General features: G+C 56.8%; 20 protein-coding genes. 9 read left to right on the plus strand and 11 right to left on the minus strand.

Annotation, left to right across the window (positions count from 1 at the left end; genetic code table 11):
- Window positions 1-9 precede the first annotated feature (9 nt).
- Window positions 10-258 carry a TraR/DksA family transcriptional regulator gene (locus tag IDSA_RS08645; protein ID WP_034776026.1) on the plus strand — a complete coding sequence of 83 codons (249 nt, stop codon included), beginning with the start codon at window positions 10-12 and terminating at the stop codon, window positions 256-258.
- Here the strand turns inward: IDSA_RS08645 and hutH are convergent.
- From hutH to hutC, 3 genes are read right to left on the minus strand one after another with little or no spacing between them, the layout of a single operon-like run.
- Window positions 255-1,793 (minus strand): histidine ammonia-lyase, encoded by a 1,539-nt coding sequence (gene hutH, locus IDSA_RS08650; protein ID WP_034776029.1) that lies wholly within the window; start codon window positions 1,791-1,793, stop codon window positions 255-257. The genes IDSA_RS08645 and hutH overlap by 4 nt on opposite strands.
- Window positions 1,793-3,469, minus strand: coding sequence for a urocanate hydratase (gene hutU, locus IDSA_RS08655; RefSeq protein ID WP_034776031.1), 1,677 nt, complete (start codon window positions 3,467-3,469; stop codon window positions 1,793-1,795). The genes hutH and hutU overlap by 1 nt, the downstream gene beginning before the upstream one ends.
- A 50-nt stretch (window positions 3,470-3,519) precedes the next feature.
- The gene (hutC, locus tag IDSA_RS08660) at window positions 3,520-4,230 is read right to left on the minus strand and encodes a histidine utilization repressor (RefSeq protein WP_034776033.1); all 711 of its coding nucleotides are present in this window, start codon (window positions 4,228-4,230) and stop codon (window positions 3,520-3,522) included.
- A gap of 92 nt (window positions 4,231-4,322) precedes the next feature.
- Here hutC and hutI point away from each other — a divergent pair, with 92 nt between their 5' ends.
- Window positions 4,323-5,531, plus strand: coding sequence for an imidazolonepropionase (gene hutI / locus IDSA_RS08665; RefSeq protein ID WP_034776035.1), 1,209 nt, complete (start codon window positions 4,323-4,325; stop codon window positions 5,529-5,531).
- On the opposite strand, the gene IDSA_RS08670 is transcribed toward hutI, so the two are convergent.
- The 7 genes from IDSA_RS08670 to priA form a co-directional block, all read right to left on the minus strand.
- Entirely contained in the window at window positions 5,513-6,559 is a 1,047-nt protein-coding gene (locus IDSA_RS08670; protein ID WP_034776036.1) for a formimidoylglutamase, read from the minus strand. The genes hutI and IDSA_RS08670 overlap by 19 nt on opposite strands.
- 6 nt (window positions 6,560-6,565) lie before the next feature.
- Window positions 6,566-7,051 (minus strand): ribonuclease E activity regulator RraA, encoded by a 486-nt coding sequence (gene rraA, locus IDSA_RS08675; RefSeq protein WP_034776037.1) that lies wholly within the window; start codon window positions 7,049-7,051, stop codon window positions 6,566-6,568.
- Window positions 7,052-7,133: 82 nt separating this feature from the next.
- On the minus strand, window positions 7,134-8,480 hold the full coding sequence (gene hslU / locus IDSA_RS08680; RefSeq protein WP_034776039.1) for an HslU--HslV peptidase ATPase subunit: 1,347 nt from the start codon (window positions 8,478-8,480) through the stop codon (window positions 7,134-7,136).
- The gene (gene hslV, locus IDSA_RS08685; protein ID WP_034776041.1) at window positions 8,473-9,009 is read right to left on the minus strand and encodes an ATP-dependent protease subunit HslV; all 537 of its coding nucleotides are present in this window, start codon (window positions 9,007-9,009) and stop codon (window positions 8,473-8,475) included. The genes hslU and hslV overlap by 8 nt, the downstream gene beginning before the upstream one ends.
- Before the next feature lie 76 nt (window positions 9,010-9,085).
- The gene (locus IDSA_RS08690) at window positions 9,086-9,658 is read right to left on the minus strand and encodes an SPOR domain-containing protein (protein WP_034776043.1); all 573 of its coding nucleotides are present in this window, start codon (window positions 9,656-9,658) and stop codon (window positions 9,086-9,088) included.
- A gap of 3 nt (window positions 9,659-9,661) precedes the next feature.
- Complete coding sequence (gene argS, locus IDSA_RS08695) at window positions 9,662-11,404, minus strand: arginine--tRNA ligase (RefSeq protein WP_034776044.1); 1,743 nt, start codon at window positions 11,402-11,404, stop codon at window positions 9,662-9,664.
- Window positions 11,405-11,507: 103 nt separating this feature from the next.
- Complete coding sequence (priA, locus tag IDSA_RS08700) at window positions 11,508-13,706, minus strand: primosomal protein N' (protein ID WP_034776046.1); 2,199 nt, start codon at window positions 13,704-13,706, stop codon at window positions 11,508-11,510.
- A 186-nt stretch (window positions 13,707-13,892) separates the two neighbouring features.
- Between priA and rpmE the strand changes: the two genes are divergently transcribed.
- The 7 genes from rpmE (at window position 13,893) to argH (ending at window position 21,621) form a co-directional block, all read left to right on the plus strand.
- The gene (gene rpmE, locus IDSA_RS08705) at window positions 13,893-14,114 is read left to right on the plus strand and encodes a 50S ribosomal protein L31 (protein ID WP_034776048.1); all 222 of its coding nucleotides are present in this window, start codon (window positions 13,893-13,895) and stop codon (window positions 14,112-14,114) included.
- Between the two features lie 277 nt (window positions 14,115-14,391).
- Entirely contained in the window at window positions 14,392-15,636 is a 1,245-nt protein-coding gene (locus tag IDSA_RS08710) for a malic enzyme-like NAD(P)-binding protein (RefSeq protein ID WP_034776050.1), read from the plus strand.
- Window positions 15,637-15,809: 173 nt separating this feature from the next.
- Window positions 15,810-16,838, plus strand: a complete 1,029-nt coding sequence (gene argC, locus IDSA_RS08715) for an N-acetyl-gamma-glutamyl-phosphate reductase (RefSeq protein WP_126760577.1) — start codon at window positions 15,810-15,812, stop codon at window positions 16,836-16,838.
- Entirely contained in the window at window positions 16,835-17,602 is a 768-nt protein-coding gene (gene argB / locus IDSA_RS08720) for an acetylglutamate kinase (protein WP_034776052.1), read from the plus strand. The genes argC and argB overlap by 4 nt, the downstream gene beginning before the upstream one ends.
- Window positions 17,603-17,645: 43 nt before the next feature.
- Window positions 17,646-18,560, plus strand: a complete 915-nt coding sequence (gene argF / locus IDSA_RS08725) for an ornithine carbamoyltransferase (protein WP_034776055.1) — start codon at window positions 17,646-17,648, stop codon at window positions 18,558-18,560.
- Window positions 18,557-19,783: an argininosuccinate synthase gene (locus IDSA_RS08730; protein WP_034776057.1), complete on the plus strand. Its 1,227-nt coding sequence runs from the start codon at window positions 18,557-18,559 to the stop codon at window positions 19,781-19,783. The genes argF and IDSA_RS08730 overlap by 4 nt, the downstream gene beginning before the upstream one ends.
- Window positions 19,780-21,621, plus strand: coding sequence for an argininosuccinate lyase (gene argH, locus IDSA_RS08735; protein ID WP_034776059.1), 1,842 nt, complete (start codon window positions 19,780-19,782; stop codon window positions 21,619-21,621). Before IDSA_RS08730 ends, argH begins: the two co-directional genes overlap by 4 nt.
- A gap of 12 nt (window positions 21,622-21,633) precedes the next feature.
- On the opposite strand, the gene metJ is transcribed toward argH, so the two are convergent.
- The gene (metJ, locus tag IDSA_RS08740) at window positions 21,634-21,960 is read right to left on the minus strand and encodes a met regulon transcriptional regulator MetJ (RefSeq protein ID WP_034776060.1); all 327 of its coding nucleotides are present in this window, start codon (window positions 21,958-21,960) and stop codon (window positions 21,634-21,636) included.
- Window positions 21,961-22,045 lie beyond the last annotated feature (85 nt).

A 22,045-nucleotide genomic window follows, 5' to 3' on the forward strand; every position in this document is an offset into this window, starting at 1 on the left:
GACGCCATCATGAGTGAATCACTATCCGCCCAGCAGTTGTTGCGTATCCGCGGAAAACTCGAAACCATCGCCGCCGAGCAGGCTGGCACCAGCAAAGCTGAGCAGGCGACCGCGGCTTTGCAGCGCCTGCGCACCGGTGAATACGGTTACTGTGTGGAATGTGGCGACGAGATTTCCGCCGCCCGCCTGGCCGCAAAGCCTGAAGTAGCGCTTTGCGTTGATTGCCAGGCATTAAAAGACGAAGACGAGGACGCTTAAGCGTCCTCTAACCGTGCCCCTTCCTGAATTAATTCCCCAAGTTTGCCACTGCTGATCAAGTCTGCCGCCGCTTTAATATCCGGCGCGAAATAGCGATCCTGATCATAAAACGGCACGTCTTTACGCAACCAGCTGTGTGCCTGCTCAATGGCAGCGGCGGCTTTCAGCGGCCGGCGAAAATCCAGGCCCTGAGCCGCTTCGAGTAATTCGATGGCAACGATATCCCGGATATTCTCAGCAATATCTGTCAGCCGCCGGGCAGCGAAGGTGGCCATGGATACATGGTCTTCCTGGTTCGCGGAGGTCGGCAGGCTGTCGATGGAGGCCGGATGGGCATAGGTTTTGTTCTCGGATGCCAGCGCTGCTGCAGTCACCTGGGCCAGCATAAAGCCCGAATTCACGCCGCCTTCGTTAACCAGGAAGGGTGGCAGGTTACTCAGGTGATGGTCGATCAACAGCGCACTGCGACGCTCGGAAAGCGCACCAATTTCACTGGCGGCAATCGCGATGATATCCGCCGCCATGGCCACCGGCTCAGCGTGGAAGTTGCCGCCGGAAATAATGTCGCCGTTATCAGTAAATACCAGCGGATTGTCGGTAACGCCATTGGCTTCACGCACCAGGATCTTAGCCGCGTGCTCAAGCTGGTCGAATACCGCGCCCATAACCTGGGGCTGACAGCGCAGCGAATAGGGATCCTGCACTTTTTCGCATTCGGCGTGGGCCGCGGCGATTTCTGAGGTCTCGGTAAGCAGCAGCCGGAAGCTTTGCGCTACGGCAATCTGCCCCGGCTGGCCGCGTACCGCATGAATACGGGCATCAAAAGGCGCGCGTGAACCCATCGCCGCTTCCACGGCCATAGCGCCACTCACCAGCGCGGCGTGGAACACCCGCTCAATGGCGAACAGACCATGCAGTGCCAGCGCCGTAGATACCTGGGTACCATTGAGTAGTGCCAGCCCTTCCTTAGGTGCCAGTGCGAGGGGTTTCAGCCCGGCTTTGGCCAGGCCTTCGGTGGCTGGCATGCGGGTGCCTTTATAGCGCACTTCGCCTTCGCCCAGCAGTGGCAGCGACATGTGCGCCAGCGGCGCCAGATCGCCCGAGGCGCCGACTGAACCTTTGGCCGGAATGCAGGGGTAAACTTCATGATTGAGCATGGTGGTCAGATGGTCAATCACCACCCGGCGCACGCCGGAAAAACCACGGCTAAGTGAATTAATTTTCAGCAGCAGAATCAGCCGCACCACGGCATCAGGCACCAGGTCACCGGTACCGGCAGCGTGCGAGAGGACAATCCGGCGTTGCAAGTCTTCGAGCTTTTCTTTGGGAATACGGGTATTGGCCAGTAAGCCAAAACCGGTATTGATGCCGTACACCACTTTGCCTTTTTTCAATACGTCAGCAACGGTCGCGGCCGAGCGTTCGATATTATCTGCGGCATCGTCGTGCAGTTGTAGCGGGGTGGCCTGTTGCCACCAGTTGCGTAGATCAGATAAGGCCAGCGCGCCTGGCGTCAGTACAAAATTTGTTGCCATTATTTGGTCTCCAACATCGGTAGATCGAGTTTCTGCTCGCGGGCGCAATTTTGCGCAATCTCATAGCCAGCATCGGCATGGCGCATAACGCCGGTAGCCGGGTCATTCCATAACACCCGGCTGATCCGGGCTTTGGCTTCGTCGGTGCCATCGGCCACAATCACCACACCGCTGTGCTGTGAGTAGCCCATGCCCACCCCACCGCCATGGTGCAGACTGACCCAGGTAGCGCCGCCAGCGGTATTCAGCAGGGCATTCAGTAACGGCCAATCGGATACCGCATCCGACCCGTCCAGCATACTTTCGGTTTCGCGGTTCGGGCTGGCGACTGAGCCCGAATCCAGATGGTCACGGCCGATAACGATCGGCGCCGACAGCTCGCCGTTTTTAACCATCTCGTTAAAAGCTACGGCAATACGGGCACGGTCTTTCAGGCCAATCCAGCAGATCCGGGCCGGCAGGCCCTGGAAGCTGATGCGCTCACGGGCCATATCCAGCCAGTTATGCAGATGCTTATCGTCGGGAATCAGCTCTTTGACCTTGGCGTCGGTTTTGTAGATATCTTCCGGGTCGCCCGATAATGCGACCCAGCGGAAGGGGCCAATGCCCTCGCAAAATAGCGGGCGGATATAAGCCGGTACGAAGCCGGGGAAATCAAAGGCGTTATCCACCCCCATATCTTTGGCCATCTGTCGGATATTGTTGCCGTAATCCAGCGTCGCCGCGCCCAGCTGCTGCAGTTTCAGCATGGCTTTTACCTGCACCGCCATGGATTCTTTGGCGGCAATCACAGTGGCCTCGGGATCTGTCTCCTGACGGGCGAGGTATTTCGGCAGCGACCAGCCCTGGGGCACATAGCCGTGCAGCGGATCGTGGGCTGACGTTTGATCGGTGACCACATCCGGCACAATATTGCGCTCGGCAAGTTCAGCAAAAACGTCAGCGGCATTGCCCAGCAGCCCGACTGAAATCGCCCGCCCCTCAGCCCGCGCCGACTCGATCAGGCGCAGGGCCTCATCCAGTGAGGTGGCTTTGTGGTCGACGTATTTGGTGCGCAGGCGAAAATCGATGCGTGATTCATCCACTTCTACCGCCAGCATGGAATACCCTGCCATGGTGGCTGCCAGAGGCTGCGCGCCGCCCATGCCACCCAGGCCGCCGGTCACAATCCAGCGGCCCTTAGTGCTACCGGAGAAATGCTGTTTTGCCACCGACACGAAGGTCTCATACGTGCCCTGGACAATGCCCTGTGAACCAATATAGATCCACGAGCCGGCCGTCATCTGGCCGTACATCATCAGGCCCTTTTTATCGAGCTCGTTAAAGTGTTCCCAGTTGGCCCAGCAAGGTACCAGATTTGAGTTGGCGATAAGTACGCGCGGCGCTTCGGTATGCGTCTGGAATACGCCGACGGGTTTGCCCGACTGAATAAGCAGCGTCTGATCGGCTTGCAAGCGCTCCAGTACTTCAACAATTTTATCGTAACTTTCCCAGCTGCGGGCTGCCCGGCCAATTCCGCCATAAACCACCAGCGCATGCGGATGTTCGGCGACTTCGGCATCAAGGTTATTCATCAGCATACGTTTGGCCGCTTCCACCTGCCAGTTAACGGTGGTCAATTCACTGCCATGGTCAGCACGAATACTGCGGTTCTCGTCGAGTCTGGTAAACGTCATGGTACATCCTTATTCGTCATTTTCGATAGTTGTTAGTAGTGGGTTGCGGCTTAAGCCCTTGCCGAACCGAAATGTAGGTGTCCGCCTAAACTGAACCGCGAACCCGGGTGGGTGAGCACCGCAAAGGTGACCACCCCGGCCGCGCTCCAGGTACGCCGGTTAATGCGTAAGCATGGCTCAGGTTTGCTGAGCTTCAGCCACTGGCATAATTGCGGAGATGGCGTAATAGCTTCAATTTCGTGGCTTGCTTCAGTAAGCGGTGACACCTCGCACAAATACTCATGGGGCGTGATTTCCTCGTAGTTCTGACTGAGATAGCCTTTGACTAATTCAGGGTTCACATAGCGCTCTTCGACCTGCACCGGCAGATCATTCTCAAAGTGGGTAATTACCGAGTGATAAACCGGCTTACCCGCGTCCAGCTGCAGCAGCTCAGCGACATGCGCAGTGGCAGCTTCTTTACGCAGAACATGAACATGGGCCCGGTAATCGTGATTACGGCTGCGCACTTCATCAGCAATATTACGAATGGCCATAAACGAGGTCTGGGACTTTATCGGTGCCACATAAGTGCCGGACCCTTTACTGCGGATCACCAGCCCTTCGTCAGCGAGTTCCTGCAGCGCACGCCGCGCCGTCATACGGCTGACTTTAAATTGCTGAGCCAGCGCATTCTCGGAACTGACGGGATGATGTTCCGGCCATTCACCAGATGCAATCTTGCTGTAAAGATGCTGTTTTATGGTCGAGAATTTAGCCATAAGTCCTCCTGGCACCGATGGAGTTCAGTGCATAATGTGCTAGAGTGTAAGAAACCCTAATTGTATATACAAGAACATTTTTCGGAGAATTTATGTCAACAGCCCAGCAGCAGCGTATCGAAAACGTGACACTTGCCACTATGGCTGGCTTAGAGTGCGGTCTGGTGGCCAACGGCGTACTGGTTTTCAGCGAGGCCGGAATTGAATTTGCCGGACCCGCCGCCGACGCGCCCGAAACCCCGGATGCGACAGTCATTGATGGTCAGGGCGGCGTGGTTACGCCCGGTTTAATTGATTGCCATACCCATCTGGTATGGGCCGGATCCCGCGCCGATGAATTTGCACAACGACTGCATGGTGTCAGTTACGCCGATATCGCTGCGGCCGGCGGTGGTATTGCTGCAACGGTACGCGCCACCCGCGCGGCCAGCGAAGACGCGTTAGTGACCGCCGCGCAGCCACGACTCAATGCCCTGATGCGCGAAGGGGTGACTACGGTGGAGATTAAATCGGGCTACGGCTTGTCACTGGAACATGAACGCAAGCAGCTGCAAGCCGCCCGGCGCCTCGGCGAAGCCAATCCGGTAGCCGTGCAGACTACCTTGCTGGCCGCGCACGCCATTCCGCCGGAATTTAAAGGCCGCGGCGATGCCTATATTGACGAAATCGTCGACCGTATTTTACCCACGCTGGCCGACGAAGGTCTGGTTGATGCCGTAGACGCCTTCTGTGAGTCAGTGGGCTTTTCACCGGCCCAGACCGAGCGGGTGTTTAAGGCCGCCCGGCAACGCGAGCTGCCGGTTAAACTGCACGCCGAGCAGCTGACGAACCAGCACGGCAGCGCCCTGGCCGCGAGCTATCAGGCGCTATCCTGTGACCATCTGGAGTATCTTGATGAAGACGGCGTGAAAGCCATGGCCGCCAGCGGTACCGTTGCGGTGCTCTTGCCCGGCGCCTTTTATTTTCTGCGCGAGACCAAATTGCCGCCACTGGAATTACTGCGTGAGCATCAGGTACCCATCGCCATTGCCACCGATGCCAATCCCGGCACCTCGCCAATTCTGAGTATGCAGCTGATGCTGCACATGGCCGCTACGCTGTTCCGGATGACGCCGGAAGCCTGCTTGCGTGGCGCCACGGTCAACGCGGCACAGGCACTTGGTTTATCGGATCGGGGACAGCTGGTCGCCGGCCAGCGGGCGGATATCTGTTTATGGAGTTGCAAGGAGATCGCCGAACTTAGCTACCAGTTCGGCACCAATCCCTTAATCGATTGCTGGTATCAGGGCGTACGCCGCTGATAGCCGTGCAGGTAAGCAAGCACTAACTCACTAAGTAGCTGCGCACAGACGGCGTCGCCGGCTTCGCGGCCGGCGGGATGCAGGCCTGGCGCGGCTTCAGCCAGATGCAGATAGCGCGTGGCCGACTGCCCTGCCAGCCGCTCAATCAGGCTATAACCGTGAGCAACCGACAAGCCGTTGAAATTAATGGCACTGGCGGGCACGCCCTGCAGCGCATCCACATCAATCTCGATGCCCAGCGGCACCTGCCAGGACTCGGCGAGCGTACTGATTGCTGACAGCTCGCTCGCCCAGTTATTGCGATACAGCTGGTGAATGCTGCGGTAGGTAAACTGTGCGGCTGCCAGCTGTTGCAAGCTGGTGGCGTTATTTTTGCCTTCATGCAGGCCCACCACATGGTAGTGCGCCAGCGCACCATCCATGTAGGCATAGCTGAAGCCGTTACCGCTATGGCGGCCTTCGCGGGTGCGAAAATCCGCATGGGGATCCAGGTTCACGGCGCCCACAGCTTTATCCGTGGCCTCGGCCAGACTGCGCAGCAGCGGATAAGCATTGTTATGGCCACCACCGATCAGAATCACATCAAAGCCAGCGCGAAAGGCCGGCTTCACCACCTGACTCACGCGCTTATCGATCTCGCCACAAAGCTCGCGCAGACGCGCCAGCTCATCGCTGTTGGTCACATCCAGATCAGCAGCTTCGGCTTCGAGATCGCTGCAATCAACGGCGCCTAAAATGAGTAAATTCTGATACGGCACCACCGGGCTGGCCTGCAGATTCAGCAGGCCCTTAAGCGCAGCGTTCCAGCCATGCTCAGCACCGCCCCGGCCCAGGTTGCCCCGCGGGCCAATAGACTCAGGCACGCCCAGCAGCGCAATCCGCCGGCCCTGTTTCCAGGCCCGTTCAAGTGCTTCGGTGAGGTTATTCTGATTCGCGGTTTCGGGCAGACAATCGAGTGTCTGTCCCAACCGGACTTCTCCGGCGCGAGGGCTAACCCAGGCGGCCGGATCAATCGGTTTCAGATACATAGCGGATTATTCAATATCAAGGGGTTCAGGCGACAGGATCACGCCCGTGGCATCGGCATAGATATGATCTTCGGGCAGGAAGGTCACACCGCCGAAGTTCACTGCGACATCGGTTTCACCAACGCCTTCGCTACTGGCACCAACCGGAATTGAAGCCAGCGCCATAATGCCGATTTCGAGTTCATCCAGGGCATCCACATCGCGTACAGAGCCATAACAGACAATGCCTTCCCAGCCATTATCCAGCGCCTGCTCAGCAATGCCGATATCAATCAGCGCCCGACGGGTAGAACCGCCCCCGTCCACCAGCAGAACCTTGCCTACGCCCGGCTGCTGAAGCACTTCTTCAATCAGACCTTTATCTTCAAAACACTTGACCGTCACCAACTGACCGCCAAAGGATACCTGCCCGCCATAATGGATAAACATGGGTTCAACCACGTCGACCATGTCGGGGTATAAATCGCAAAGTTCTGAAGTATTGTATTCCATTGCCGTTCCCCTGCCTGAAAGTTACCAGCAGAGTATAGCTGGTAACGGCTCAAGGCAAAAGCAAAGCCTGACAGACTTCACTTTATAAAATAAAACGACTTAAATCTTCGTTCTGGGCCAGCTTACCTAAATGCTGGTCTACATACTCTGCATCTATGGTAATGGTCTCGCCATGCAGGTCGCTCGCTTTAAACGAAACTTCCTCCATAAGCCGCTCCAGCACGGTATGCAGCCGGCGGGCACCGATGTTCTCGGTGGTCTCATTCACATGAAATGCGGTTTCCGCGATGCGCTTGATACCGTTCTCAGTAAACTCCACCGTAACCCCTTCCGTGGCCATCAGTGCTTTGTACTGGGTGGTCAGTGAGGCATTGGGTTCGGTCAGAATACGGATAAAGTCAGCGCTGGTCAGTGCATCAAGGCTCACCCGGATCGGCAACCGGCCCTGTAACTCAGGGATCAGATCCGATGGCTTGGACATCTGGAACGCACCCGAGGCAATAAACAGAATGTGATCGGTTTTCACCATGCCATGCTTGGTCGACACCGTCGTGCCTTCCACCAGCGGCAGCAAATCACGCTGCACGCCTTCGCGTGACACGTCCGGGCCGCTGACATCGCCGCGCTTACAGATCTTGTCAATTTCATCCAGAAACACGATGCCGTTCTGCTCCACCGAGTGCAGCGCCTTTTCTTTCACTTCTTCGGGGTTAAGCATTTTGGCGGCTTCTTCTTCCACCAGTTGCTTAAAGGCATCCTTAATTTTCATCTTGCGTGGCTTGCTTTTGCCGCTGCCCATATTCTGGAACATGCTCTGCAGCTGTGAGGTCATTTCTTCCATGCCCGGCGGAGCCATGATTTCAACGCCCATCTGCGGCATGCTGATATCGATTTCAATCTCTTTATCATCCAGCTGGCCTTCGCGCAGCTTCTTGCGGAATGCCTGACGGGTATTACTCTGTTCACGTTGTTCCGGCTGATCGGTATCAGCCCAGCCGCCTTTCGATGTTTGCGCCGGCGGTAATAAGGCGTCCAGAATGCGGTCTTCGGCCGCCTCTTCAGCACGGAAGCGCACTTTCTGCATCATCTGCTCACGGGTTTGCTTGAATGCGGTATCGGTCAGATCGCGGATGATCGACTCCACTTCCTTACCAACATAGCCAACTTCGGTGAACTTAGTCGCTTCGATTTTGATGAAAGGCGCATTCGCCAGCTTCGCCAGCCGCCGCGCGATTTCGGTTTTACCCACACCCGTGGGGCCGATCATCAGAATGTTCTTGGGCGTCACTTCCTGGCGCAGGTCATCATCCAGCTGCATCCGGCGCCAGCGGTTACGCAGGGCCACAGCCACGGCTTTCTTGGCGTTGTCCTGGCCAATGATATGGCGGTTCAGTTCGTCAACGATTTCTCTGGGGGTCATATCAGACATCGGATACCGACTCCTGTTCTTCAATGGTTTGATGGGTGTTGGTATACACACAGATATCACCCGCTATGGTCAGGGCTTTTTGCACAATTTCACGTGCGCTCAGGTCGGTGTTTTCCAACAGGGCCGTGGCGGCTGCCTGGGCGAAAGGTCCGCCGGAGCCGATGGCAATAAGATCATTCTCGGGCTGCACCACGTCGCCGTTACCGGTAATGATTAGTGAGGTATGTTTATCGGCCACGGCTAAGAGGGCTTCAAGCCGGCGCAGGGCGCGGTCGGTGCGCCAGTCTTTGGCCAATTCAACGGCGGCGCGCATCAGGTTGCCCTGGTACTGCTCCAGTTTGGATTCAAAACGCTCAAACAGGGTAAAGGCGTCAGCGGTACCGCCGGCGAAACCGGCCAGTACTTCATCATTGTATAAGCGGCGTACTTTGCGGGCATTGCCCTTCATCACGGTGTTGCCCAGTGAAACCTGGCCATCACCGCCAATGACGACTTTGTCGCCACGGCGAACGGATACTATCGTAGTCACAGTTTTATCCTCTTAAGTTGCTATGCTGCAGTTATGAGGGCGAAATCTGTGAATTCAATGGGCCGCCTTGGTTGAACTAGAGGTTCCAGTTCCAGATCTGGCAACCGAATACCTGCGCCCGCTGCAATTTATGGCGGTCGCGCTCGGCATCGCGCTTAGTTTCGTAGGGGCCCAGGATGACCCGGTACCAGAGGCCGTTGCTACCGGTACTCGAACGCACCTGGGACTCCAGCCCGGTCATGGCGATACGTGCCCGCAAGGTTTGGGCATCGGATTCGTTGCGGAATGAACCACATTGCATCAGCTTTGGCGGACCGATTTCACGCTCAGGAACATCCACCTCAACTTCGAGATTTTCCAGCTCGTCAATATACTGCCAGCGGTCACCGGGTTTTTCAGGGATGGGTTCAGCTACAACTTCTGAGGTATTGGCCGGTGGCACGTCCTGAGCCTGGGGAGCAGCCCCGGATTTATCCGCTGAACCTGATATGGAGCTTAAAAACCAAATCAGACCAACCACCAGCACGGCAGCCAGGGCGACCAGACTCCAGGGTACGGATACCCCGGCTTTCGCTGGCTTGCGACTGGCTTTGCCGGAGGCTTTCTTTGCCGGCTTACGGGGCGGCCGCTTGCGATTGGCGTAATCCATAACTTACATTTTTTCCAGGGTTTCAATACCCAGCAGATCAAGGCCCTGCTGCAGCGTTTTGGCCGTCAGCGCGGCCAGTTTCAGGCGGCTGGTACGCACCGCTTCATCAGGCTCCTGCAGAATCGGACAGGCCTCATAGAAGCTGGAGAAGGCACCGGCTACGTCAAACAGGTAGCCGCACAGGTAATGCGGCAGCGCTTTATCGGCGACAGCATGCACCACTTCGTTAAAACGTACCAGGATATTCGCCAGCGCCAGTTCTTTCTCGTCACGCAGCACAAAATCACCAACTATAGCGTGCGGCTCAATGCCGGCTTTGGCGAATACGCTGGTCACCCGGGTGTAAGCGTACAGCAGGTAAGGCGCGGTATTGCCCTCAAAGCTGAGCATCGAATCCCAGTCAAAAATATAATCACTCATGCGGTTTTTCGATAAATCCGCATACTTCACTGAGCTGATGCCGACGACTTTGGCAATGTGCTCCTGTTCCTTACCCGTCAGCTGCGAACCTTTGGCCTGCAACAGCTCCAGCGCACGGCGTTCGGCTTCGTCCAGCAGATCAGCCAGCTTGGTTACGCCACCTTCGCGGCTCTTATAGGGCCGGCCATCTTTACCCATCACGGTACCAAAACCGTAGTGATCCATTTCCAGATCCGGGCGGGCGAAGCCAGCTTTGCGGGCCAGGGTAAAGATTTGCTGAAAGTGCAGGCCCTGGCGCTGATCGACAAAATAGATCAGGTGATCGCCTTTGAGTACGTTCTGGCGGTAACGAACGGCGGCCAGATCCGTGGTGGCATAAAGATAACCGCCGCCGGACTTCTGCACGATAACCGGCAGCGCTTCGCCTTCTTTATTACGGAACTCATCCAGGAATACGCACTGCGCGCCCTGGTCTTCAACCAGCAGGCCCTGCTCGCGAAGTTCTGCAACCACTTGCGGCAGATCATCGTTATAGGAACTTTCGGCCATCACATCGGCGCGGCGCAGCAGCACTCCCAGGCGGTCATAGACTTCCTGACAATGGCTTAAGGACACATCAATAAACAGCTTCCAGAGCTTAAGACAACGCTCGTCGCCAGATTGCAGGGCGACCACCAGTTCGCGGGCACGATTGGCAAATTCGGGGCTTTCATCAAAACGGTTCTTGGATGCCTTATAAAAGGTTTCCAGATTGCTCAGCTCCATGGCGATATCATCGGCGTCGAGCTCTTCCATGTGCGCCAGCAGCATGCCGAACTGGGTACCCCAGTCGCCCACATGATTCTGACGGACAACCTTGTGACCCAGCACACCAAGTACCCGCACCACCGCATCGCCGATGATGGCTGAGCGCAGGTGGCCCACGTGCATCTCTTTGGCCAGGTTAGGCGATGAGTAATCGATAACCACGGTTTTCGGCTGAGCGACCGGTTCAATACCCGCATGCGGATGCTGATAGGCGTACTCCAGTTGCTGCAGCAACTGCTGCTGGCTTACTTTGAAATTAATAAAGCCCGGGCCGGCAATTGAGGCCTCAGCGATCAGGTCGTTCTCGGGTAAGGCGGCAATCAGGGCTTCGGCCAGCGCCCGCGGGTTCATACCAGCAGGCTTGGCCAGCATCAGCGCCAGGTTGGTTGCAAAGTCGCCATGGCTTTTATCGCGCGGGCGATCAAGCTGCAGACGCGGTTGTACATCAGCCGGCAAAGTACCTTGTTGCTGCAGAGTAGCCACGGCAGTGGCCAGTATTTGTTCCAACTGTTCCTTCATTGCACAACCTTCATCGCAAAACCTTAAGTGGGACAACCAACGAGTAAGGCCGCTAGTTTACTGCTTTGGGGCGGGAAAAAAAACCGCTATCTGCACGGCTGGGTCAGCTAAAATCCTGGGGGTCGACATCCACCGACCAGCGCACCCGGCGTAACTCACTGCAGGCTTCCAGTTGCGGCAGCACATGGCGGAGTAACTGGGCGCGCAGACCACGGTTGGCGCATTGCAGCAGCAACTGGTAACGATAGCGTCCGGCCCGGCGTTCCATCACCGCCGGCATCGGCCCCAGCACCGTGACGCCTTCCAGCTCAGGAAAGAAGCTGGCAATGCGTTCGAGCGCGCCCAGCGCCAGCTCAGCATCATTGGCATCAGCGCGGAATAAGGTCAGTTGGGTATAGGGCGGCAACATGGTCAGCTCGCGCTCATGCAGGGCCGTACGGGCAAAGTGATGGTAACCATTGTTGACCAGATCCTGCACCAGTTCATGTTCAGGATGGTGGGTCTGTAGCACCACGGTGCCGGGTTTACTGGCGCGCCCCGCTCGACCGGCCACCTGGGTGTACAACTGCCCCAGTCGCTCGGCGGCACGAAAATCCGCGCTATAAAGGGCACCGTCAACATCCAGCAGCGCCACCAGGGTAACTTCGGGAAAATGGTGCCCTTTGGCCAGCATCTGGGTGCCCACCAGAATCGGAAACTTGTTATCCCGGGCATCACTTAAATGCTGCTGCAGACTGCCCTTGCGCCGGGTACTGTCGCGGTCGATGCGCAGCACCGGATAGTCAGGAAATAACTCCGTGAGGGTTTGCTCGAGCTGTTCCGTACCGGTTCCGCGCCCGACCAGCTGCGTTGAGCCGCAATCATGGCACTGGTGGGGGATGCGCTGCTGGGTACCGCAATGGTGACATTGCAACATCCTACTGTGCTGATGCACGGTAAAATAGGCGTCGCAGCGCTGACACTGCGCCAGCCAGCCACATTCGTGACAAAGCAACGCCGGAGCAAAACCGCGACGGTTCAGGAACAGCAGCACCTGCTGGCCACTTTTGAGTTCCTGCTCCATGAGTTTAATAAGCGGCGAGGAGAGTCCTGACTTCAGCGGCAGATTTTTAATGTCCAGCACCACATGCCGGGCCGGCTTGGCAGCGCCGGCGCGCTTGGTCAGCCGCAGCAAACCGTAGCGTTTCTGCAGGGCGTTATTGAGGGTTTCCAGCGCGGGCGTGGCCGAGCCAAGGATCACTGGTACCCGCTCTTCATGGCCGCGCATCACCGCCAGATCCCGGGCGTGATAACGAAAACCTTCCTGCTGCTTTAATGAGTTGTCGTGCTCTTCATCAACAATAATCATGCCCAGCCGGGCACAGGGCGTAAAAATGGCCGACCGGGTACCGATAATAATGGCGGCGGCACCGTTGCGGGCATCCAGCCAGGCATCCAGCCGCTCGCGGTCAGTCAAAGCTGAATGCAGCATCACCACCGGCACCGTAAAGCGCTGCCGGAAGCGGCGTAGCGTCTGCGGGGTCAGGCCGATTTCCGGGACCAGCACCAGTACCTGCTGCCCCCGGCGCAGCACTTCGGCCATGGCCTGCAAATAGACTTCGGTTTTGCCGCTGCCGGTCACCCCTTCCAGCAGATAGGTCTGGGGCGTACCCGCCGCTGCCAGGGTAGCCACTGCCTGTGCCTGCTCCAGATTCAGTTGCAGGGGCTCAGCGTCCAGGCCAAAGGCCCAGTCAGCCTGCTGCGCCGGTACGTGCCGGACGCGTTCCACCAGGCCCTTTTCCTGCAGATTCTTCAACGCGGAGGGCGAGAATTCTTCGGTGCGGATATCACGGCTGAGCAAAGGCTGACGGCGCAGCGCGGCAATCAGCCGCTGTTGCTGCGGTGCCCGTTTGAGGCTGTCCAGTTCCACCGCTTTGCCGTCGGCCGTCAGCTCATAGCGCTCGGTGGCCTGATAATCCTGCGCTTCGCCCTGGCGCAACAGCCCGGGCAAGGCGTGATGCAGTACTTCGCCCAGCGGATGCTGGTAATAATCAGCGGCCCAGTGTAGCAACTGCCACAAAGCCGCCGGCCACACCGGAGTGTCATCCAGTACTGCCAGTATGCTTTTGCGAGCCATACTGGGATCGGGCTGGCGCGCCTCACCGGTGCAGATCCCAATCAGTTCGCGGCGGCCAAAGGGCACGCGTACGCGGGCGCCCACCGCCGGAAGTTGTTCACAGTCGTAGTCAAAAACCCGCTGTAAAGGAACCGGCAGTGCCACCTGAATCACATAGACTGTTGGTGAATCGGCTAACGCTGTCATAGCCGGTTATTGTGCGGGCGACGGTGGCAATCCGCAAGCGCCAAAAGCACCGCTTCAGGGTACTTGATCAGCGACACCCGTTAGGGTAGAATTCGCGCCCTTGTTAAACGAATCGATTAACTATTAACCACGTGTGGTATTCGGCATAAGATCGGATGGCGATGCGGCCCAATTGAGGTAACCCTTATGAAAGACAGTATTCACCCAGATTACAAAGAAATGAACGTGACCTGCTCTTGTGGTCACAAATTCACCACCCGTTCTACCCGTGGCGGCGACCTGCACCTGGACGTATGTTCTGAGTGTCACCCGTTCTACACTGGTAAGCAGCGCATCATGGATACCGGTGGACGTATTGACAAGTTCAACAAGCGTTTCAGCGTGTTGGGCGGTAAGAAGCCGTCGTAAAACAGACGCTTCTGTAAAGAATTTGAGAAAAGGTGCCAAAAGGCACCTTTTTTTATTTCCGATCTCCCGCCAGCCCGCACCGCTGGGGAATTGCTACTGGTTGCGATTCGTACAACTGAAAAATCATTGTCATGGTGCTGAGTTAGCCCCCACAGTGTCCCCATCAGGTATGATTTGTTATTCCTCCAGAACCATCTACAATGGCTCACATCTGCATTTAGCTCTATTGTCTGACTATAATCTGACCATCAACGTTACTATAAAGGTATGCCGCATCATGACCGATTTCCGCCAGCAAGCGCTTGATTACCATGCTTTCCCTACTCCCGGGAAAATCAGTATTGAGCTGACCAAATCAGCGGAAACCAGTAAAGATCTGGCACTGGCCTATAGCCCGGGCGTGGCCGAGCCGGTTCGCGCTATCGCCGAAAATCCTGAAGATGTGTACCGCTATACCGCCAAAGGCAACCTGGTGGCGGTTATTTCCAACGGCACCGCCATTCTGGGTTTAGGTAATCTGGGCCCTATGGCTTCCAAGCCGGTGATGGAAGGCAAGGCACTGCTGTTTAAGCGCTTCGCCGGGCTGGATGCCATCGACATCGAAGTGACTCACCGCACCACCCAGGACTTTATTAATACCGTGGCCAACATTGCTGACACCTTTGGCGGCGTGAACCTGGAAGATATTAAAGCACCGGAGTGTTTTGAAATTGAGCAGGCGCTGATTGAGCGCTGCGACGTACCGGTATTTCATGATGACCAGCACGGCACCGCCATCGTGACGGCCGCCGGCCTGCTCAATGCGCTGGAGATTCAGGGCAAACAGCTGGCCAAGGTGCAGATCGTGTGTCTGGGTGCCGGCGCCGCCGCCATTGCCTGCATGGAGTTACTGATTAAATGCGGAGCCCAGCGCGAACATATTTATATGCTCGACTCAAAAGGGGTTATTCATACCCGCCGCGAAGATCTGAATGAATATAAAGCGCTGTTTGCCAACAATACCGACAAACGCACCCTGGAAGAAGTTATTACCGAGGCGGACGTGTTTGTCGGGGTGTCAGGCCCTAACCTGTTACCCGCTGACGCGCTGAAACTGATGGCCGACAAGCCCATCGTGTTCGCCTGCTCGAACCCCGACCCGGAAATCAAACCCGAACTGGCTCTGGCGGTACGTAAAGACCTGATCATGGCCACCGGTCGCTCAGACTACCCGAACCAGGTGAACAATGTGCTGTGCTTCCCGTTCATGTTCCGCGGTGCGTTAGATGTGCGGGCGCGGATGATCAACGATGAGATGAAACTGGCTGCAGTTGAAGCTATCCGCCAGCTGGCCAAAGAGCCGGTACCAAAGGACGTATTAACAGCAGCCGGCGTCGATGCGCTTGAATTTGGCCCGGACTATATCATCCCCAAACCGCTGGATCCGCGTCTGCGCACCCGGGTTTCGCGGGCGGTAGCTGAAGCGGCGGTCGCCTCAGGTTCTGCGCGTATTGAGTTACCAAAGGATTATATGGCGGAGTAGACTCCGCCACTGCCCCCCTGAAAGCTCATCCTGCGGTACGCTCTTTGAGCCGTGCCAATATAAACTGCTGCAAACTTATAAATACTTATGCTTGTTTTATGGTTTTTTATTCACTATACTGCCTGAAACCTGGTGCTTCAACCAGACCTGACTGTTAAGGCGAGTGTGATTCAGTGCAAGCAAGAACAACATCTTCAACCATCCCGTGCGCAGTATTTGGCGCCAGCGGCTATAGCGGTGTTGAACTGATCTGGCTGCTACACAACCACCCTGACTTTGACGTTCGTTACAGTTTTTCCTCAAGCGCACGTACGGCAGAACCTGTCAGCCAGTTGTATCCGCAATTAACGGATCGGCTTGATTTAATTCTGCAACCTTGGCACCCGGACCTGCTCAGCGAACTCGCCGGGCAGGTCCAGGTGTGTTTTTTAGCGCTTCCTCATGAAATCAGCGCCGAGCTGGCGCCGCAGCTAACTGCCGCCGGCCTGACCGTATTTGACTTATCGGGCGCCTTTCGGCTGCGCGATGCCAGCATCCACCAATCGGCTTACGGTTTTGCGCTTCCTTTACCGGATGAAAGCATCGCTTATGGTCTTGCCGAGTGGACCGAATTGAGCGGTACTGAGGCGCTGATTGCTGTGCCCGGTTGTTATCCGACCGCCGCAGCGCTGGCGCTATTGCCGGTACTCCCTTTTATCAGCTCGACCTGCACGCCGGTGATTAATGCAGTCAGCGGGGTTTCGGGTGCCGGGCGTAAAGCGGCTGTCCATACCAGTTTTTGCGAGGTGAGCCTGCAGGCTTATGGGGTGGGCACACACAGGCATCAGCCGGAAATTGCCCAGGTACTTGGCCGACCAGTGCTATTTGTGCCGCACCTCGGAAACTTTAAGCGGGGTATTCTTGAAACCATCTATGTCGAACTTAACGATGACGTCACGGCGGAGCAAATAAATACAGCCTTTACCGATGCTTATGCCCACCGGCCATTAATACGAATGCGGGCCTGCCCGCCGGCAATCAGCGATGTTGCCGGTACGCCATTCTGCGACATCCACTGGCAGCGGCACGGCCGCCAACTGGTGCTTTGTGTGGCTATTGATAACCTGCTCAAAGGTGCCGCAGCGCAAGCGGTGCAACTGGCCAACCAGTATTATGGTTTACCCGACACGGCCGGGCTGAACACCATTGGCGGTGTAATATGACCACTCCGCTGGTAATCAAGCTCGGTGGCCGGGTGCTGGTTGATACCGATGCGCTGGCACAGTTGCTGCCAACCATTGCGCGCCTGGCGAAGTTACGGGCGCTGGTGCTGGTGCATGGCGGCGGCGATCAGGTTCAGCTACAGCTGCAGCAGCTTGGCTTCACCAGCGTTAAAACCGCCGGCCAGCGAATCACCCCCGCCGAACATATTCCTATTGTGGCGGGGGTGCTGGCAGGCGATTTAAATTCCCAGCTTTGTGCACTGGCCCAACAGCATCAGCTTAACCCCGTCGGGCTGACCCTGTTTGCCGGCGATAGTATTCGCTGTTCGCCCGACGCAGCCCGAGGCGCCGTTGGCGTGCCTGCGCCAGGTAATCCACAGTTACTCGAATTGCTTATTGATCGTGGCTTTATTCCGGTGTTGTCATCAATTGGCATCAGCGCCAGCGGCGAGCGGCTTAACGTCAATGCCGATCTGGCCGCTGGTGCCGTCGCCCAGCTTCTTCATGCCGACCTGATTTTGCTCACCGATGTGCCTGGCATCCTTGATGCCCGGGGCGCACTCATCGAACTGATCCAGGCCGACCAGGCCGACCAGTTGATTGCCGACGGCACTGTCCGCGATGGCATGCTGGTGAAACTCAACGCTGCCGTGCAGGCTGCCCGTGCTTCGCGACGAAGTATCGCGGTGGCTGGCTGGCAGGACGCCACAGCGCTCACCCGTCTGGCAAAGGGTGAAGCCGCCGGTACCCGCATTCGTCTGTAATTTGCCTCTATTTTCAAAAATCAGCTATACGGAATCATAACTAATGCAGGATTTTCTTATGCTGCGGGATCACAGCCCGCAACAGATTGCTGGGTTGCTGGAACTCAGTCACACCATTAAGCAGCGGCCCGGACAATGGTCAAATGCGCTGCAGGGCAAAAGCATTGCGCTGCTGTTTGAAAAACCGTCGCTGCGTACCCGGGCCAGCTTCGCCGCTGGAATTAACCGACTGGGCGGGCATAGCATCTTTCTGGATGCGGCCAATTTGATGGGTGTACGCGAACCAGCCCGCGATGTTGGCGCGAACCTGGCGCTCTGGCATGAAGCCATTGTGGCGCGGGTATTTGAACAGAACACCCTGATTGAACTAGCCGCAGCTTCCGACAAGCCGGTGATAAATGCCCTTAGCGATCGCTGCCACCCGTGCCAGGCGATGGCGGATCTGCTGACGTTGCAGGAACGCCTGGGCGACTTGAGTAAAGTGCATCTGACCTGGCTGGGCGATGGCAATAATGTCTGTCACGCGTTAATGGCAGGCGCCGGCCTGAGCGGCATGCACTTCCAGGTGGTCACGCCTGAGGGCTATGCGCCAGACGCGGATCTGCTCGCTGAGGCGCAGGGCTTTGCCAAAGCCAGCGGCGGTAGCATCACTGTGGAACATCATTTAAGCCAGTTACAGGCTACCGATGCTATCTATACTGATACCTGGCTATCAATGGGCCAGCAGCGCGATGCCGACCAGGTGTTACGTGACTTCGCGCCCTATCAGGTCAACAGCGATTTAATGGCCCGGCTGCAGGCCCGGTACTTTATGCATTGCCTACCAGCCTACCGCGGCCGCGAGGTAACTGCCGAAGTCGTCGACGGGCCGCAGTCATTGATATTGCAGCAGGCAGAAAACCGCATGCACGCACAGAACGCTATTTTAGTTAGTTTATTGAACGGAGTTGGCGCATGAATACATCAGTGAATAAGTCAGTAAAGAAGGTGGTTTTAGCCTATTCCGGTGGTCTGGATACCTCAGCCATCGTGCCATGGCTGAAGGAGAACTATGACTGTGACGTCATCGCTTTTGTGGCCGATGTCGGTCAGGGCGATGAAGAGCTTGAGGGTGTCGAAGCCAAAGCCATCGCCTCAGGTGCCAGCAGTTGCCGGGTGGTGGATCTGAAAGATAAGTTTGCCCGCGAGGTGATTTATCCGACCCTGAAAACCGGTGCTATCTATGAAGGGCAGTATCTGCTGGGAACCGCTCTCGCCCGTCCTATTATCGCTGAAGCCCAGGTTATGGTGGCACGGGAAACCGGCGCTGATGCGCTGGCCCATGGCTGCACCGGCAAGGGCAACGATCAGGTGCGCTTTGAGTCGGCCTTCGCTGCATTAGCGCCTGAGTTGACGGTTATTGCGCCCTGGCGTGAGTGGAGCATGCGGTCACGGCCGCAGTTGCTGGCTTACCTGGCGGAGCGCAATATTCCGTGCAGTGCTTCAGCCACCAAGATTTACAGCCGCGATGCCAACCTCTGGCACATCTCCACTGAAGGCGGCGAATTAGAGGACCCCTGGTGTGAGCCATCTGAGCAGGTCTGGACCTGGACCCGCTCACCGGAACAGGCGCCCGATAAGCCCCAGTACCTGGAACTGCGCTTCGAGCGGGGCGAACTGACCCACCTGGATCAAGTATCCGTCGCCCCGGTTGAAGCCATTCAGAAGCTTAATGTGCTGGGTGGCGACCACGGTGTCGGCCGGCTGGATATGGTGGAGAACCGCTTAGTGGGAATGAAATCCCGCGGCTGTTATGAAACGCCCGCTGGCACTATTTTGTACGCGGCCCTGCAAGGCCTCGAAAGTCTGGTGCTGGACCGCAGCGCGCTGGATTACCGCATTCGCATCGGTAACGAATTCGCTCAGCTGATGTACGACGGCCGCTGGTTTACCCCGCTGCGTGACGCCATGCTGGCCGCTGCGGCAACCATTGCCGAGCCACTTACCGGTGAAGTGGTGGTCAAACTTTATAAGGGCCAGGCGACCGTTGTTCAACGGCGCTCGCCTAACAGCCTGTACTCAAGCGCCTTCGCGACTTTTGATGAAGATGAAGTGTATAACCAGAAGCATGCTGAAGGCTTCATCCGGCTTTATAGTCTGGCCAGCCGGATCCGGGCCTTGCATCAAGGGGAATCAAAATGAGTCTCTGGGGTGGACGTTTCAGTACGCCAAGCGCTGCTGAATTTAAAGAATTTAATGATTCGCTGAGCTTTGACTATGTGCTTGCGCCTTTTGATATCCAGGCCTCTCAGGCCTGGGCCGCGGCACTGCATCAGGCACAACTACTCACGGCTGAAGAGAACCAGCAACTGCAGCAAGCGCTGAGCGAATTGGCGCGTGCAGTAGCAGCGGATCCGAAATTGCCACTGCGGGCTGACGATGAAGATATCCATAGCTGGGTTGAATCCCAGCTGATTGACAAAATCGGCGCTACCGCGAAAAAACTGCATACCGGGCGCAGCCGTAATGACCTGGTCGCGACTGATCTGCGGCTGTTCTGCAAGCAGCTGGCGCAGCAGCTGATCACGGCCAATCTGGCGGCAATCAATGCCCTGCTGGGGTTCGCTGAAAGCTACCGAGATGCGCTGCTGCCGGGGTATACCCACCTGCAGCGCGCCCAGCCCATTGTGGCAGGCCACTGGGCGCTGGCCTATGTACAAATGCTGCAGCGGGACGTCAGCCGGCTGCGTGATGCGGTAAAGCGCATGGACGTATGCCCGCTGGGCAGTGGGGCATTAGCGGGTACTACCGCGCCGCTCGATCGCGAGTCACTGGCCCACGATCTGGGCTTCCGGCTAGCCAGTGAAAACAGCCTGGATGCGGTATCGGATCGCGACTTTGCGCTGGACCTGCTCAACGCTGCCAGCAATGGCATGCTGCATCTGTCGCGGCTGGCCGAAGATGTTATTTTTTACTGTTCAGGTGAGTCGGGTTGTTTTGCCATGAGCGACCGTATCAGTAGCGGATCATCGTTGATGCCGCAAAAGAAAAATCCTGATTTGTTTGAGTTGCTGCGCGGCAAAACCGGTCGCGTAATGGGCCATCAGCATGCCCTGCAGGTTACCCTGAAAGGCCTGCCGATGGCCTACAACAAAGATATGCAGGAAGATAAATCCGGCCTGTTCGACGCCCTGCTGACCTATCAGCAGTGCCTGCAGATGCTGGCCTTTGCCATGCCTGAGATATCCGTTAACCAGCAGCATGCCGCAACACAGGCGGCGCTTGGCTACAGCAATGCCACTGAGCTGGCGGACTACCTGGTCAGTAAAAGCCTGCCGTTTCGCGATGCCCACCATATTACCGGCGAAATCGTACTGATGGCGCAGCAGCAGGGGCTTTCCCTGGACCAGCTGTCGTTGGCACAGTTTAAGTCCGTAAGCGACCTGATCGAAGAGGATGTCTACCCGTTCCTCGAAATTAACTACGGATTAAATAAGCGTAGCGCGCTCGGGGGCACAGCTCCTAAGGCTGTGCAGCTTGGCCTTAAACATGCGCAGGACTGGCTGCATGCCGCCGAAGCCGCCAGCAAGCACGTACGTCAGGCACGCTTAAGTGATGTAGATAAGATTTGCGAACTGATCGCTTACTGGGCCGATCAGGGCGAGAACCTGCCGCGCAATAAAGCGGATATCATGCAGGCGATCCATGGCTTTGCGGTGGCGGAAATTAACGATGAAGTCGTCGGTTGTGCCGCGCTCTACGTGTATAGCACCGGCCTGGCTGAGATCCGGTCGCTGGGGTTATTTCCGCAGGCGCAAGGTAAAGGGCTGGGTGCCGAACTGGTCGCCTGGCTGCTGTGGAAAGCCCGTGAGCTGGGAATTAGCCGGACCATAGTGCTGACCCGGGTGCCTGAGTTCTTCGGTAAGCTGAATTTCCGGCTGACGGTTAAAGAAAAGCTGCCTGAAAAAGTCATGAAGGATTGCGATATCTGCCCGCGCAAAGATAACTGCGACGAAATCGCGCTGGAATACTGGCTGTAGGCTAGCTGATCGTCAACTATTGTCGTCCGGAGTGTCCTCAGGAATCGGCAGACCACGGCGGGCAAGTTCAGCGCGCACCTCTGCCGGCACCTTATGCGGATTGTCTTTGCGCAAGTCATCGTCAGTAGGCAGTGGCTGGCCGGTAAAAGCATGCAGAAACGCTTCACACAGCAGCTCGCTGTTGGTGGCGTGACGCAGGTTCTTACACTGCCTGCGGGTACGTTCGTCAGTCAGTACTTTGAGTACGCGGGTGGGGATCGAAACCGTAATCTTTTTTACGTGTTCGCTCTTTTGCCCGTGCTCAACATACGGATATATATAGTTGCCATCCCATTCCATACTGCACCCTCTGAGAAAAACCCTGACGTCTGTAGTGAATTGATTCAGGTGAATTGTACCGAGGTGCGCGACGCAGTCAACTTTA

It is taken from the genome of Pseudidiomarina salinarum, from assembly GCF_000753715.1.
GTDB classification, from domain to species: domain Bacteria; phylum Pseudomonadota; class Gammaproteobacteria; order Enterobacterales; family Alteromonadaceae; genus Pseudidiomarina; species Pseudidiomarina salinarum.

What these genes read in the sequence shown, in the direction of transcription:
- IDSA_RS08645 (WP_034776026.1), top strand. Translation starts at nt 10, where the DNA reads ATGAGTGAATCACTATCCGCCCAGCAGTTGTTGCGTATCCGCGGAAAA.
- hutH (WP_034776029.1), bottom strand. Translation starts at nt 1,793, where the DNA reads ATGGCAACAAATTTTGTACTGACGCCAGGCGCGCTGGCCTTATCTGAT.
- hutU (WP_034776031.1), bottom strand. Translation starts at nt 3,469, where the DNA reads ATGACGTTTACCAGACTCGACGAGAACCGCAGTATTCGTGCTGACCAT.
- hutC (WP_034776033.1), bottom strand. Translation starts at nt 4,230, where the DNA reads ATGGCTAAATTCTCGACCATAAAACAGCATCTTTACAGCAAGATTGCA.
- hutI (WP_034776035.1), top strand. Translation starts at nt 4,323, where the DNA reads ATGTCAACAGCCCAGCAGCAGCGTATCGAAAACGTGACACTTGCCACT.
- IDSA_RS08670 (WP_034776036.1), bottom strand. Translation starts at nt 6,559, where the DNA reads ATGTATCTGAAACCGATTGATCCGGCCGCCTGGGTTAGCCCTCGCGCC.
- rraA (WP_034776037.1), bottom strand. Translation starts at nt 7,051, where the DNA reads ATGGAATACAATACTTCAGAACTTTGCGATTTATACCCCGACATGGTC.
- hslU (WP_034776039.1), bottom strand. Translation starts at nt 8,480, where the DNA reads ATGTCTGATATGACCCCCAGAGAAATCGTTGACGAACTGAACCGCCAT.
- IDSA_RS08690 (WP_034776043.1), bottom strand. Translation starts at nt 9,658, where the DNA reads ATGGATTACGCCAATCGCAAGCGGCCGCCCCGTAAGCCGGCAAAGAAA.
- argS (WP_034776044.1), bottom strand. Translation starts at nt 11,404, where the DNA reads ATGAAGGAACAGTTGGAACAAATACTGGCCACTGCCGTGGCTACTCTG.
- priA (WP_034776046.1), bottom strand. Translation starts at nt 13,706, where the DNA reads ATGACAGCGTTAGCCGATTCACCAACAGTCTATGTGATTCAGGTGGCA.
- rpmE (WP_034776048.1), top strand. Translation starts at nt 13,893, where the DNA reads ATGAAAGACAGTATTCACCCAGATTACAAAGAAATGAACGTGACCTGC.
- IDSA_RS08710 (WP_034776050.1), top strand. Translation starts at nt 14,392, where the DNA reads ATGACCGATTTCCGCCAGCAAGCGCTTGATTACCATGCTTTCCCTACT.
- argB (WP_034776052.1), top strand. Translation starts at nt 16,835, where the DNA reads ATGACCACTCCGCTGGTAATCAAGCTCGGTGGCCGGGTGCTGGTTGAT.
- argF (WP_034776055.1), top strand. Translation starts at nt 17,646, where the DNA reads ATGCAGGATTTTCTTATGCTGCGGGATCACAGCCCGCAACAGATTGCT.
- IDSA_RS08730 (WP_034776057.1), top strand. Translation starts at nt 18,557, where the DNA reads ATGAATACATCAGTGAATAAGTCAGTAAAGAAGGTGGTTTTAGCCTAT.
- argH (WP_034776059.1), top strand. Translation starts at nt 19,780, where the DNA reads ATGAGTCTCTGGGGTGGACGTTTCAGTACGCCAAGCGCTGCTGAATTT.
- metJ (WP_034776060.1), bottom strand. Translation starts at nt 21,960, where the DNA reads ATGGAATGGGATGGCAACTATATATATCCGTATGTTGAGCACGGGCAA.